Here is a 13,337-nt window from a genome sequence, read left to right as displayed (position 1 = left end):
CCGGGGGCGGTTCGGTTCTGGAACCAGACGAAAGGCGAAGTGCATATTACAGCCGCAGAGAGGCAAGCCTCGTAGGTCTACATTGAAATTGAAAAAGGGCCCTACCTCGTGCTGCCGGAAGAAGATCATTTCGACAGTGGCGAGAGGCCGGTCACGTCGATGAACAGAACATCGTCTGGCTCAATGCTTTCGGATATTGCCTGGGTGGATGAAGACGGCGCGCAGTTGGCCTTCCTCTTGGGTGACACCGATGGACTGAACGGCACTTTCATCAAACTCTCCCGATGACTTTTAAGACGCCATCGAAAGAAGCTGCTCCACCTACCGCGCGGTAATGATAAGAGGTCAGCTAGAATACGAAGACAAGGGGCTGCTGCCCGGTATCGGTATCGAAGCCTTCGGCCCCGCTTCTCTGGAAATTGAAACTGCAGCCGAAATCGTACTTTATGTCCGCACCGACGGCAAACATGAGGTCAACCCGTGAGGCGGAACCGCTATGATGTTGAGGACCACTTTAATGAAAACGACTCTACTCACACTTAGTGTCTGCATTGTAGTCTTTACAGTCTTGGCCGGCGGCAAAACACCGGTCAAGGGCGCGGCCCTGAACGTTCTCCTGATCGTGGCGGACGATATGGGCTACTCCGACATCGGCGTGCTGGGCAGCGAAATCCAAACGCCGAACATTGACCGGCTGGCGGAACAGGGTACTCTTTTCACGCGCTTCTATACAGCGCCCACCTGCTCGCCGACACGCTCGATGCTGCTGACCGGCGTGGACCACCATCTTGCCGGTCTCGGCAATATGGAGGAGACGATGGACCCGCAGCAGGCGGGCAGGCCCGGCTATGAAGGCTACCTTAATCGGGATGTGGCAAGCATCGCGGAAATCTTCAGTGCGGCCGGCTATCAGACGTATATGGCCGGGAAATGGCATCTCGGCATGGAGTACGATCAGAGCCCCTATGCGCGCGGATTTCAGAAAACCTTTTCCCTGCTCGCCGGCGGTGCCAGTCATTTTGCGGACCGTGTCGGCCAGGATGTCTACCGCACGGTTGCGTACTATCGCCAAAACGGAGAACTGGTGAAGGAGCTGCCGGACGATTTCTATTCGTCCGATTATTTCACCAACAGCATGATTAATTTCATCGAAGAAGGTGATTCCGACCGGCCGTTCCTCGGCTACCTCGCCTTCACCGCCCCCCACTGGCCACTGCAGGCCCCGGCCGACGATATCCGGGCGCAGCGCGGAAACTATGAGGCCGGCTATGACGTCATCCGGGCACAGCGATTCCAAGCATTGAAAAACACTGGCATCGTCCCCGAAAACGCAGTGCAGCCGGCGGGCTCCGCACCGGCATGGGATAGCCTTTCAGTGGGGGAGCGTGCGCGCAGTCAGCGCATTATGGAGGTCTACGCCGCCATGGTGCACAATATGGATGCCAATATCGGGCGGATCCTGAATGCATTGAAAAATAGCGGGCAACTCGAAAATACGGTTGTTGTGTTTCTCTCGGACAACGGGGCCGACGGGCTGGAATTTAAAGCCGTTGCTCCGGCCTTTGAAAAGTGGACCAGTTCGTTCGACAACCGACTCGAAAACATCGGACATCCAAACTCCTTTGTGTCGTATGGCCGCGGATGGGCCCACACCGGGGAAGCCGCACACCAGGGGTTCAAAGGTCAGGTTACGGAAGGCGGCATGCGTTCGCCGCTGATCATTGTCAATCCCGCAGGCGGGGAGCAGGCGGCACGCTATACCCACCCCGCTACCGTCCGCGATATCCTGCCGACCCTGATGGAACTGGCAGGCATCCCGGATCATCTCGGAACGCTGCACGGTCGGACCGTACATTCCGTCAGCGGAATTTCCCTGCGCGTAGCGTTAAAGAATGCAGAATTGTCCGTACACGCAGGACAGCCCATCGGCGCGGAACTGTGGAATGCCAAGGCCGTCGTCATGGATGAATGGAAGCTGGTGCAGCAACCCGCACCCAGTGGCGACGGCTCCTGGAAACTCTACAACCTCAAGGAAGACCCGGGAGAAAACATCAATCGGTCCGCACAGCATCCCGACCTCCATCAGCAGCTACAGCAGGCCTATACCACCTACGCCCAGGAAAACAACGTGATCGAACCGACCTCTCCTTTCAAACTGGTAAAGCCGGTGAACCCGACGCCGAAAAAATAGGAGCGGCCGGGCGGAGCGATTGAATCAAGCAAAACCCCGAGAAGAAAAGAGCAGGAAAGTATACCTGCTGCACAAAGCAGGCGGCGTGGATAACTTCGGCATGGTCAATTCTCCAGGGCATGTAAAAGCCAATGCGGGATACGTCGCCTCGTTCGCCGACTACCTGGTAAAAAATCAGACAATCGTAAGCTTTGGAGGCGCCGCCGCCACAAGGCTTGCGGCCCTGACCGCACGCCAGATATTGGAAGCGCGCGTGATCCACGCCGTAAGTTTCCCCGTCAAGTAGTCAGTTAAAGAGTAGAATTTCTAGCAGACTTTACTCTGGCTTCCTGAGGCGTCAAATTCACCCTGTGAAGTTTCGAATACCTCGTATCGAGAGCGTGTGTCTAGATGAGTTGAAGAATTTTTTTTACAAAACTCTCATGCATGGTATTTTCATAGTGTTAGTGGCGAGTCGTTATTTTAACTATTTTTCAATAAGTTAAAAAATGTGGTTATTTACAATAGAGTAAGAGTAATTGCTCAGTCGATAATTGCTGCGCTTAGCCATTGATTAATTGCAAGAAAATCCCATATTTTCATTGGGTTTTTTGGTTTATAAACCGTATTTTCCATCGGTATCCTGCACGGTAAAGCACGGATCGATCGTGGTGGTGCCCCTCCCATGACCGATGGCCAATAAGTGTTAAATGCTACACTTGAGTTTAATTCAAAGCCATAAGTTCAGTCCCACGGTTGCGCCGCGGCGCTTCTTTGCTAATTTAATTTGTAAACTGGCGCTACTGACTCTCAAGGAGTGATCCATGGCTTTGGAAGGCGCATTTTATGCCTGTAAGTATTGATGCCCATACTGTTGCGCAGTCGGGCGCTTTACGTCTGGCGCAGCTTACAGGATTGAACGGCAAGTTCCGCTATCGTTACGACTCCGAGTCTGGTGAAGACCTGTCTGGGTATAACGTACTCCGCCATGCTGGCACTATCTGGGCGATGCTGGATGTTTACAGTACAACCCGGGACCCGGCACTGCTCGCAAGCGCGGAACGCGCTACCGCATTTTTATTGGATGGATATCTCCGGTTTTACAGGCGTGTACGAGGGGCATGTATCTGTGAAGACAATAAGATAAAGCTCGGGGGGAATGCGTTGTCGGCGCTGGCACTGTTGCAGGTGTACAGGCTGACCGAGGACAGCTTCCTACTCACGGTTGCAGAACGGCTTTGTGATTTCATGCTGGAGCAAAGGCGTGAGCATGGAGACTTCGTACACAAGCGATATTTTCGGTCTGGGAAAATATCGGCGTTCACTTCAGACTATTACGTCGGGGAGGCGTTGCTGGCGTTAATTTCTTGCTATGAAGTGACGGGAAACTCTGAAATCCTGCAAGAAGTGAAGTCGGTCGAGGTTGAGTTAGCGAATCAGGACTATGGTGTCAAAGAGCATTCTCACTGGATGCTGTATTCCCTGGAGAAGCTACAGCGTCATCATAATTCTCTGCATATTTATAATCATGCTGCGAAAATCGCTCGAGAGATAATCTCCAACCCTCGATATATAACGTGGCAACGCAGTACACCCACCGCCTGCCGATCCGAGGGTTTGCTTGCCTTTTTACGCATGGACCATGGAAATGCCCCCGACTATGCATTGATCCGCGCGGCCAAAGAGCGGGTGCAGGGAAATTTGCTTGAGCAAATGAAGTTCTATCTGCCGGACGGTAGTTTTGTGCGAGGTGGTGGGGACCGCAGGGACAGGGAGGTCAGAATCGACTACATACAGCACAACATATCTTCTTTCCTGCATTATGCGCGGTTGACAGAATAAACATACAGGGCCGGTGTGAACCTATGGTGGAGCTTTTGCGAAATGACTTTTCCGGGGAGCACTACATTCCAATTTCCCAGTTGTTTCGTGCGCATTTCAGACGTAATGGATGCACCGTAAAACGCATTGGGCGCATCTTGCAAGTGGAGTTCGAGGGGCGGGTTTGCCATCTGCTTCAGACGGAAACTCCATATACCTCCCTTCTTGCGTACCGGGTCCTCAAGGATAAACGTGTTGCCAAGTCTATTTTTGAACGAATAGGCGTGAATACCGCTGGCGGCGCTGCATTCGGTCCTGATGAGCGGCTCGCTGCGCTGGAGATGGTAAGGGAGCTTGGCCTTGCCGTGCTTAAACCGGCTGATGGGCGCAAGGGGCAGGGGGTATCAGTCGGGGTTACACCAGGAAATTTTAATGACGCCTGGATGTCCGCGGTGGCATCCACTCAGTCACAGGTTCTGGTTGAGCGATGTTTTGAAAATGGCGTCGAGGCTCGATACTGCGTAATTGAAGGCAGGTGTGTGGCGGTACACTCCAGGATTCCGCCCTATGTGATCGGCGACGGTGTCAGTTCAATACAGGAACTCAATGCAAGGCGTAACGCGTTGCGGTTGAAACTCAATCCGAGCAGGCGCAATGCCGAAGCAAAAATCGATGGGCACCGCAAGAACTTACTGGCAGAGCGAGGGTATATGCTCGACAGTATTCCGGAAGACGGTGAAAAAGTGGTGATCGACTGGAAAGCCGGGATATCGACGGGCGGTGACACGAAGGATATCACCAGTGAAGTTCACCCGGGAATGATTCAGGCGGTCGAGTCGATTGTAAGCGCTATTCCAGGTCTCGATGCATGTGGCGTCGATATCATCGCGCGGGATCACTCTCAGGCGCCAACCCGGGAGAACTACATCGTCGTCGAAGCCAATACACGCCCTGGTATCCGGGGTCATCAGTACCCGGATTTCGGTAAGCCGGTCGATGTGTGCGGGCTGATTGTGGAGTCAGTGATGCGTCGCTTGCGTGCAGATCAGCCCATTTTCTGATTTAGACCAGTCAGCTGAGCGATTTCCCTCTACCAGGGGCTCTGCGATCTGTCCGTTTGAAAAACTAAGGTCTTGCAAAGAAGGTGAGTACCGGATGTGAACCCGTGGTCAGGTAGGACACCTGATTTCGCCACCGGGTTGAGCAGCTATTTGCCGGCATCCGTTTGTCGTATTTCGCGATCGTTTCTACACTTTGTTCTCCTGCCTGTTTTTTAACCTACTGCCAGTGCAGCCGAACTGGATTTCAGGAAAAGTCAGTTATGTATGATTACGTAATAGTTGGAGCCGGATCCGCCGGCTGTGTGCTCGCCAATCGTCTATCTGCAGACCCCGAAGTCAGCGTTTGTGTCATCGAGTCAGGTCCGAAGGACGGCTTTGAGTTCATTCACACACCGGGCGCTTTCGGATACTTTATGTTCACAAAAAAGTATGACTGGTGCTACGACGCCAAGTCTGAACCGAATATTCGCAATGGGCAGCCTGTGTTCTGTCCTCGTGGTAAAACGCTGGGTGGCTCGTCCTCGATCAATGGCATGGTGTACACGAGGGGGCACCGATCGGACTATGACCGCTGGGCTGATCTTGGCAACGAGGGCTGGAGCTATGAGGAATGCCTGCCTTTCTTCCGTAAGGCGGAGAACAATGTTCGCGGCGCGGACGAATACCACGGGGTCGGCGGCCCGCTCGCAGTCTCCGACGGTGAGATGAAATTCAAGATTACCAAGGTGTTCGTGGAAGCCGCCCGTCAAACCGGCTTTCCGATAAATGATGATTTCAACGGTGCAGAGTACGAGGGATTTGGTCCCTACCAGTTTACGATCACCCACGGCCGACGCTGCAGTGCTTCGGTTGCCTATCTGCATCCCGCTATGAGCCGACATAACCTTACAGTACTCACCAACACAGATGTACTTCGCGTTGAGCTGGAAGGTAAGCGCGCAGTTGGCGTGGTTGTAAAACATAAGGGGGAGGAAAAGTGCATCCGTGCTAAGCGTGAAGTTATTTTATCGGCGGGTGCATTCAATAGTCCAAAGATACTCATGCTCTCCGGAATTGGCGATCCAGAAGAGCTCGCAGCACATGGTATTGGCGTGATGCATGAGCTACCGGGAGTTGGTAAGAATCTGCAAGAGCACGCGGATGCCGTAGTTCTCACAAAAAGTCATTTTCACGGTGGCGTGCAGTTATCTGCGATAGGGATGCTACAGATGGTGGGCGAAGGAATCGAATACTATGGCGCACATTTAGGAAAACTGCGAGCCTCGGTTATTGAAGGCGGCGGTTTTTTGAAAACCGATCCCGCACTCGATGTCCCGGATGTGCAGTTGCACACTATCCCACTTCTGTTCGATGACGCCGGTCGTGATCTTAAGTTGTTGCATGAAGATGGCTATTCTTGTCATGTCTGCTGTCTGAGACCGAAAAGCCGCGGTTTTGTTGGCCTGAATAGTGCCAACCCCTCCGATCCGCCCTTGATCGATTTCCAGTTCTTTAGCCACCCAGATGATATGAAGACGCTGGTTGCTGGGGTACGACTTGTACGCCGGCTACTTGCTGCGCCGGCTTTTGATAAATATCGTAAAGAAGAAATCCATCCGGGCCCGGATAAACAGAGCGATGAGGAACTGGAGCAGGCGATACGCGACCGACTGGGTGTAGTCTTTCACCCTGTTGGCACCTGCAAGATGGGGTCGGATGATATGGCGGTAGTAGACAGCCAATTACGTGTGCACGGCTTGGATGGGCTGCGTGTGATTGACGCGTCGATCATGCCAACAATTGTTGGCAGTAATACCAACGCTCCCACCATCATGATCGCCGAAAAGGCGGCAGAAATGATTCGCACTGGAGGCGGTGATACCGCATCTTGAATGTGGCTACCGGTATGGTTACGAGTTTCGTCAGTATTCGTGGCGGAATTAGTAACCATACTGTGGAGTACATTGTGATTAAAAGGCCGCCGGTCAATTGGAAAGGCTCTTGAGGGGGCTGCTGCCACTTTGCCGGCTGCCTATATTACACGAATGTGTAATCGCTCCGATTGGTAGTCACCGGGACTTCCGGAATCACAGAAAGATTGCGCTTTTCGCTACAGCAGCTAATCACTGTAGTACTATAGCCAGTATACGAATAGAAAAAGTAGCAACCATACCACGTCGACGAAATGCCAGTACCAAGCTACCCCCTCTAACGCAAAATGATCTCCCTTGTGGGCGAAGTGGCCCCTGATGGCACGACCGAGCATAGTCGTGATCATGATGACTCCCACTAGGACGTGGAAGCCGTGAAAACCGGTCAATAGGTAAAAAGTACTGCCGTAGATGCCGGCATTGAGAGTGAGGTTATTGCGTTGGTAGTCGTCAATGTATTCGTGAGCCTGCAGTCCGAGAAAGGTAATACCCAGCAGAATAGTGAGTAGTAGGCCCACTTTTAGTATGACACCGTGCCCCTTGGTCATTGCTCGGTGGGCAAAGGTCAGGGTCAGACTGCTTGTGAGTAGTAACAAAGTATTGGCTAGTGGCACGTGCCAGGGGCTGCTCAGCTCCGTGGCTCCAAGAAAACGCTGATTGTCCGGGTTTTCACGCAAGGGCCATTGGGCTTGAAAATCCGGCCACAGAGTTACGTTCGTTATTGGGTGTACTTCTCCTGATAACATGGGAATCACCCACAGTCGGATGAAGAAGTAGCCCGCGAAAAAACCACTAAAAAAAATAACTTCAGATAAAATAAACAACTTCATTCCGGAGCGAAATGATCGCCCCACCTGCTCGTTGTAGACCCCCGATAAATTCTCGTCGATTACCTTGCCGAACCAGCCGCACAGCGCCACCAATAACAGGGTGGCCCCGCACATCCAAATCCAGGGGCCGCTGGGGAGTTCGTGTAGCCAGCGGCCGATACCGGTGAAAAAAATCAGTAGAGAGAGGCCACAGAGTATGGGCCAGTAGGATGGAGCGGGGACATAATATTTTCCTTTCGGAGGGCCGGGCTCGCTCATGATTGATTCCCTGGTTTGATTGCACCGCTGTGCTTCGGGGGCGCCTCACGCTGGAGTGCAAACAGTGCGTAGGATAGGGTAAGAGTGGCATATTTTTCTGGGAGGGCGGAGTCGATCAAAAACACCACTGGCATCTTGATCGACTCGCCGGGTTCCAATGTTTGCTGCTCAAAGCAGAAACACTGGGTTTTGAATAAATAGTCTGTACCCTGGACCGGAGTGATACTGGGTATTGCCTGTACTGTCATGGTGGATGCGCTGTTGTTTCTCGCCACAAAATTCACCAGATAAGTCCTTCCGGTAGTTACCTGTAGAGATTTAACTAGGGGATAGAAATGCCAATTGAGCTGTTCAGCATTGGTGGCGACAAACTCGACCTTTAGCGAGTGTGGGGGAAGAACACTGCCAGCAGAAGGCTTCTCGGATATGCGTATCTTGCCAATGCCCAACGCATCACACATGAGGTCATACAGTGGTACCAGCGCGAAAGAAAACCCAAACATTATCAGTGTAGTGAGCGCCAGCTTAATCAGTAGCGGGCGCCGCGCTGGGGCAGATTCATTCTTCGCCATACTCAACCCACCTTCGGCGGGCTCTGGAAACTGTGGTGTGGTGGTGGCGAGCTCAGATTCCACTCCAGGCCTTCGGCACCTTCCCATACCCGGTTGCTTGCAAGTTGGCCTCGGCGCTGAGAGACGATCAGGTTGTACACGAATATCAGCTGACTGAAACCGAAGACGAACGCGCTCACGGACGAGATTAAATTGAAATCGGAGAACTGCAGGGCGTAGTCCGGAATGCGCCTGGGCATTCCGGCTAGCCCAAGAAAATGCATCGGGAAGAAAAGCATGTTCACTGAAACTGTCGACAACCAGAAGTGCCATTTCCCAAGTCGCTCATCGTACATGCGCCCCCAGAATTTGGGATACCAATAGTAGGCTCCTCCAAGAAAAGCGAAAAGCAGCCCGTTAACCAGTACATAGTGAAAGTGGGCCACAACAAAGTAAGTGTCGTGATACTGGAAGTCGGCTGGAGCTACTGCCAGCATGATTCCGGTAGCGCCGGCGAAGGTGAACATAAAAACGAAAGCGATTGCAAACAGCATGGGTGTTTCGAAGCTTATCGACCCACGAAATATAGTGGTGATCCAGTTGAATACTTTCATACCGGTTGGAACCGCAATCAGCATGGTGGCCAGCATGAAATACATTTGTGCCCCATAGGGCATACCGCTGGTGAACATATGGTGTGCCCAAACGATATAGGACAGGAAGCCTATGAGAACGGTGGCTGCGACCATGGTGCGATAGCCGAACAGCGGTTTACGGCTGAACGTAGGAATGATCTGGGAGATTACGCCGAATGCCGGAAGCGCAAGCACGTACACTTCGGGGTGCCCGAAGAACCAGAATATATGTTGGAATAGTAGTGGGTCGCCACCGCCGGCAGCGTCGAAAAAGGCGGTGCCGAAGTTGCGATCGAACAACATCATGGTCACTGCACCGGCCAGTACTGGCATGATCCCGATCAGGAGAAAGGCTGTGACCAGCCATGTCCAGACAAAGATTGGTAATTTCATGAAGGTCATACCCGGCGCGCGCATGGTAAAAATGGTAGTGATGATATTGATGGCACCGAGGATTGAGGAGATGCCGAGCATGTGGACTGCGAAAATCATGTAGTCAGTGCTGGGCGGGCCGTACGTGGTAGACAGAGGGGTGTACATGGTCCAGCCGAAATTTGGGGCACCGCCATCCATGAACAGGGTGCTGGAAAGCAGCACGGTGGCGAATGGCAGCAGCCAGAAACTCAAATTGTTTAGTCGCGGCAGGGCCATGTCGGGTGCACCAATCATCAACGGTATTAGCCAGTTGGCGAAGCCGACCGCCACAGGCATGATAAAACCGAATAGCATTACCAGGCCGTGAAGAGTGGTTAGCGAGTTGAAAAAATTTGGCTCGACAAATTGCAGCCCGGGTATGAACAACTCTGCGCGAATACACAGGGCTAAAGCGCCGCCGATAAATAAGTTCACCAGTGCGGTACACAGGTATAATGTGCCGATGTCCTTGTGGTTGGTGGTGGTGGCCCAGCGATGGAGGAAATCCAGTACGCGCTTACCTTTGCTCTCTTGGCTTGTCAAAGTTTCGCTTTGCACGGTATTCATCTCCTGCGCGCCTGGATCTGGGAAGGGAGCACTAGGTCGCCGGTATCGTGCTCCCAGGCGTTCCGTTCGTAAGTGATGATTGCAGCCAATTCCTCGTCGTCGAGCTGGGGGGCGTAGGCCTGCATGGCGGTATTGGGCACGCCGAACATCACCAGGTCGATGTGACGATTGACATCGGTACTTGTGGCGATAGAGCTATCACGCAACGAGGGGAAGGTGGGCGGCATACCGCTACCGTCTGGCTTGTGGCAGGCACTGCAGTGCTGGTCGTACAACGCGGCGCCGCGTTCCATTACCGCGGGTAAGGTCCAATTCTGGCTCAAGGATTTTCTTATCGGAACATTTTTGCGTCCGGCGATCCATTGATCGAATTTCTGTGGTTCGACTGCCTTGACCACAATGGGCATGAAGCCATGGTTGACTCCGCAAAGTTCGGCGCACTGACCTCGATAAATACCCGGTCGATCAATGCGCGCCCAAGCTTCGTACATGTAGCCGGGGACTGCGTCGCGCTTTATACCCAGCTCTGGTACCCACCAGGAATGGATGACATCATTTGATGTGACAATGAAGCGCACCTTGCGATCTGTCGGAAGAACCAGTGGTTCGTCTACTTCCAGCAGGTACCAATCGTTTTTCGCTTTGGCCCCGACCACCTCCGCCATAGGCGTGGCCAGGTTACTGTAAAAGCCGATACCGTGATCCATGTATTGGTATTGCCATTTCCACTGGTATCCGGTCACCTTGACCGTTAGGTCGGCAGCGTCGTAGTCGTCCATATCCACAAGTAATCTGATGGACGGTATGAGGATTGCGGTGATGATGGCGATAGGAATCACCGTCCAGGTGATTTCCAGGAGGTTGTTCTCGGAGAAGGTGGAGGCGACAGCACCCTTGGATTTTCGATAACGGATGACGGAGTAAATCATGACTCCGTAAACCACAGCCATGATACCGACGACAATCCAGATTACCTGCATATGCAGGTCGTAGATTCCCTGGCTGACGGGGGTTACGCCGCGCGGCATATTGACTTGCGCTGCAGCCGCCGCGGCGTTGGAAACCAGGCTCAAGGCCAGCGCGCAGAGTAGGACTACCATAACGAGAAATCCTTATCCGGTTGGGCCTGCTCGGCCATGTATTTCACCGCCTCGACCACTTCTTCGCCACTGCATGTGGTACACCCCCCCATAGGAGGCATTCCATTCATTCCCTTAAGGGTGTTGTGAAGCAGTACGTCAAAATTCTTATTCAGTCGCGCAGCCCATTGTTGTCGGTCACCCAGTACGGGTGCTCCCAGAGCACCTTTATCATGGCAGGATGCGCAAGAAGCCAGGTATATAGCCCTGCCTGTATTGTGACTGATAGCAACCGGCCTCGGCGACTGAACAATGCCGGTATATTGCCGCCATTGCGAGTCTGTGAGGGATTTTTTGATGATGTAGTCTACCGCTGATTCAATATCCTTATTATCGCAGCTCACACACGCGCCGCGCGCGGGCATATTGTTGTAGCCTGCAATGGCATGCTGGTAAAGCGTGGCGATAGGTCGGGCCTGGAGGCGGCGCCACCAGTTATCACTGTCCTTGATGCGAGGTGCACCCGCCTCACCATCGACGTGACACAAGTTGCAGGCATTCCAGAACACTTGTTCGCCGCGTTTCAAATGTGGCTGACCGGCTCTGCGCTCATCCAGCGGTCGCGGTTGCTTACTGCGCACCGATTTCAGGTATTCTGCCACCGCGAGTGCATCGGTTTCGGTAAGGTGTCGCAGACTATTATGGTTGGCATCTGCCATGGGACCGCGCACATTTCCTGCGCTGTTAATCAACTTGCCTTCGTGGAAAACGTCGGCGATCTGAAAGCGGGGTGCCGTTTCCAGCCCGCGGCTGGTGATGTCTGGCGCCCAATATCCATCGATCATTGAGCCGGTAAGATAATAGCGGTCCTTGGTGGCGCCCAACAGATTCATGGGTGTATGGCACATGCTGCAGTGGCCAAGGCCCTCGACGATATATGCACCGCGATTCCATGTCTCGGAACGATTTTGGTTCGGCGTGAATTTGCCTCGATCAGGGTAAAAAAACAGCAACTTCCAGCCGTACTGTGCAAGCCTCACGTTCGCTGGAAAGGGAAGGGTGTTTTCCTGGTTCTCACGTTTTACTGCGGGAATGGCCTGGAGATAGGCCCAGAGGTCTTTTAGATCTGACTCAGTTACCCGATTGAAGTAGATGTAAGGAAACGCTGGAAAAGAATTTGAGCCGTCGGGTCGAATTCCCTCCTTCATTACCTTTATAAAGTCTGCTTCGCTCCAATTGCCCAGGCCAGTAGCCTGGTCAGGTGTGATGTTGGGAGTGTAGAAAGTGCCAAATGGAGTTGGGATGGGCAGTCCACCGGCGAAAGGTTTGCCGCCCTCGGTAGTCGTATGACAGGCCAGGCAGTCACCGATTTTTGCCAAGTACTCTCCACGCCGGATTGTCTGAGCCTGGGCACCGGTGCCGTAGTCTACCGGCGGGTAGGTGGGGTAAGTAGTGATGAATTCCAGTTTTTTTGAAATGGGGTGGAAGGCGTAGCTCAACGGAACCGCACATAACAAACAGGAGAAGAATGCGGCGACAATTGATCGGCGGTTCCTCGTGAGGAATTCCGCTCTCGAGTTTTCTGTTCCCAAGGTGTTCCTTCCATCATCCTGACGTTGAATGTTGTATCGCCAATTGCATTTTTTCGAACAGGAGTAAATATCTGCGCCAGCCATCGGTGGGCGTAGACTAAATGTCATTCAATTCTGTAACCGAATTTTAATGCAAGGCTGGAAATTGCAGCCTATGTCGTTGACTACACCAATAATGGCGCTCCCCGCAAATACTGTATAGTTCGCGTAGTTACATTCCGCAAATAAAGAAATAGTGTCAATTCTGGCATTTATCACTCCTGATTGAACAGGTAACACCTATCGCGATAGGTAGCCAATGGATCGATTTTTCCGGCGTGTAGGAATTCCAGCGTCGACTCAAACGGATTTGTTGATTTGGCGCTCTGCCCATGGCAAGTGCATTCCGTATCGGTGCTCTTCTGGGAAGTGTATAACCTGGATTACAAGTACTGTCGATTTAGGCATTC

Annotated in this window: 12 protein-coding genes; 7 read left to right on the top strand and 5 right to left on the bottom strand. The window is 52.8% G+C overall.

Annotated features, from left to right (window positions below):
- The first annotated feature begins 81 nt into the window (after positions 1-81).
- From ACYX4K_RS08755 to ACYX4K_RS08725, 7 genes are all read left to right on the top strand, one after another.
- A complete protein-coding gene (locus tag ACYX4K_RS08755; RefSeq protein WP_476178825.1) occupies positions 82-288 on the top strand; it encodes a DUF4437 domain-containing protein in 207 nt (68 codons plus the stop codon).
- Positions 289-334: 46 nt separating this feature from the next.
- Positions 335-484 carry a hypothetical protein gene (locus tag ACYX4K_RS08750; protein ID WP_475092501.1) on the top strand — a complete coding sequence of 50 codons (150 nt, stop codon included), beginning with the start codon at positions 335-337 and terminating at the stop codon, positions 482-484.
- A 33-nt stretch (positions 485-517) separates the two neighbouring features.
- Complete coding sequence (locus ACYX4K_RS08745; RefSeq protein WP_475092502.1) at positions 518-2,191, top strand: arylsulfatase; 1,674 nt, start codon at positions 518-520, stop codon at positions 2,189-2,191.
- 19 nt (positions 2,192-2,210) lie between these two features.
- Positions 2,211-2,477 (top strand): hypothetical protein, encoded by a 267-nt coding sequence (locus ACYX4K_RS08740; RefSeq protein WP_475092503.1) that lies wholly within the window; start codon positions 2,211-2,213, stop codon positions 2,475-2,477.
- A 539-nt stretch (positions 2,478-3,016) separates the two neighbouring features.
- A complete protein-coding gene (locus ACYX4K_RS08735; protein ID WP_475092504.1) occupies positions 3,017-4,012 on the top strand; it encodes a hypothetical protein in 996 nt (331 codons plus the stop codon).
- A gap of 23 nt (positions 4,013-4,035) precedes the next feature.
- A complete protein-coding gene (locus ACYX4K_RS08730; protein ID WP_475092505.1) occupies positions 4,036-5,052 on the top strand; it encodes an ATP-binding protein in 1,017 nt (338 codons plus the stop codon).
- Between the two features lie 260 nt (positions 5,053-5,312).
- Complete coding sequence (locus ACYX4K_RS08725; RefSeq protein ID WP_475092506.1) at positions 5,313-6,923, top strand: GMC family oxidoreductase; 1,611 nt, start codon at positions 5,313-5,315, stop codon at positions 6,921-6,923.
- Positions 6,924-7,165: 242 nt separating this feature from the next.
- Here ACYX4K_RS08725 and ACYX4K_RS08720 read toward each other — a convergent pair whose 3' ends face one another.
- From ACYX4K_RS08720 to ACYX4K_RS08700, 5 genes are read right to left on the bottom strand one after another with little or no spacing between them, the layout of a single operon-like run.
- Positions 7,166-8,050 carry a cytochrome c oxidase subunit 3 gene (locus tag ACYX4K_RS08720; protein ID WP_475092507.1) on the bottom strand — a complete coding sequence of 295 codons (885 nt, stop codon included), beginning with the start codon at positions 8,048-8,050 and terminating at the stop codon, positions 7,166-7,168.
- Positions 8,047-8,622: a cytochrome c oxidase assembly protein gene (locus ACYX4K_RS08715; protein ID WP_475092508.1), complete on the bottom strand. Its 576-nt coding sequence runs from the start codon at positions 8,620-8,622 to the stop codon at positions 8,047-8,049. The genes ACYX4K_RS08720 and ACYX4K_RS08715 overlap by 4 nt, the downstream gene beginning before the upstream one ends.
- A gap of 2 nt (positions 8,623-8,624) precedes the next feature.
- Positions 8,625-10,217: a cytochrome c oxidase subunit I gene (gene ctaD / locus ACYX4K_RS08710; protein WP_475092509.1), complete on the bottom strand. Its 1,593-nt coding sequence runs from the start codon at positions 10,215-10,217 to the stop codon at positions 8,625-8,627.
- Positions 10,214-11,317, bottom strand: a complete 1,104-nt coding sequence (gene coxB, locus ACYX4K_RS08705) for a cytochrome c oxidase subunit II (RefSeq protein WP_475092510.1) — start codon at positions 11,315-11,317, stop codon at positions 10,214-10,216. Before coxB ends, ctaD begins: the two co-directional genes overlap by 4 nt.
- Positions 11,311-12,972, bottom strand: a complete 1,662-nt coding sequence (locus ACYX4K_RS08700; RefSeq protein ID WP_476178821.1) for a c-type cytochrome — start codon at positions 12,970-12,972, stop codon at positions 11,311-11,313. The genes coxB and ACYX4K_RS08700 overlap by 7 nt, the downstream gene beginning before the upstream one ends.
- Between the last annotated feature and the right edge of the window lie 365 nt (positions 12,973-13,337).

It is taken from the genome of Microbulbifer sp. ABF4_107, assembly GCF_056312215.1.
The sequence above is the reverse complement of the archived record's forward strand: the minus strand, read 5'-3'. Positions and strand labels throughout refer to the sequence as shown.

Excerpts from the sequence above, each read along its gene's own strand:
- ACYX4K_RS08750 (WP_475092501.1), top strand. The coding sequence starts at position 335 with ATGATAAGAGGTCAGCTAGAATACGAAGACAAGGGGCTGCTGCCCGGT.
- ACYX4K_RS08745 (WP_475092502.1), top strand. The coding sequence starts at position 518 with ATGAAAACGACTCTACTCACACTTAGTGTCTGCATTGTAGTCTTTACA.
- ACYX4K_RS08735 (WP_475092504.1), top strand. The coding sequence starts at position 3,017 with ATGCCTGTAAGTATTGATGCCCATACTGTTGCGCAGTCGGGCGCTTTA.
- ACYX4K_RS08730 (WP_475092505.1), top strand. The coding sequence starts at position 4,036 with ATGGTGGAGCTTTTGCGAAATGACTTTTCCGGGGAGCACTACATTCCA.
- ACYX4K_RS08725 (WP_475092506.1), top strand. The coding sequence starts at position 5,313 with ATGTATGATTACGTAATAGTTGGAGCCGGATCCGCCGGCTGTGTGCTC.
- ACYX4K_RS08720 (WP_475092507.1), bottom strand. The coding sequence starts at position 8,050 with ATGAGCGAGCCCGGCCCTCCGAAAGGAAAATATTATGTCCCCGCTCCA.
- ACYX4K_RS08715 (WP_475092508.1), bottom strand. The coding sequence starts at position 8,622 with ATGGCGAAGAATGAATCTGCCCCAGCGCGGCGCCCGCTACTGATTAAG.
- ctaD (WP_475092509.1), bottom strand. The coding sequence starts at position 10,217 with ATGAATACCGTGCAAAGCGAAACTTTGACAAGCCAAGAGAGCAAAGGT.
- coxB (WP_475092510.1), bottom strand. The coding sequence starts at position 11,317 with ATGGTAGTCCTACTCTGCGCGCTGGCCTTGAGCCTGGTTTCCAACGCC.
- ACYX4K_RS08700 (WP_476178821.1), bottom strand. The coding sequence starts at position 12,972 with ATGGCTGGCGCAGATATTTACTCCTGTTCGAAAAAATGCAATTGGCGA.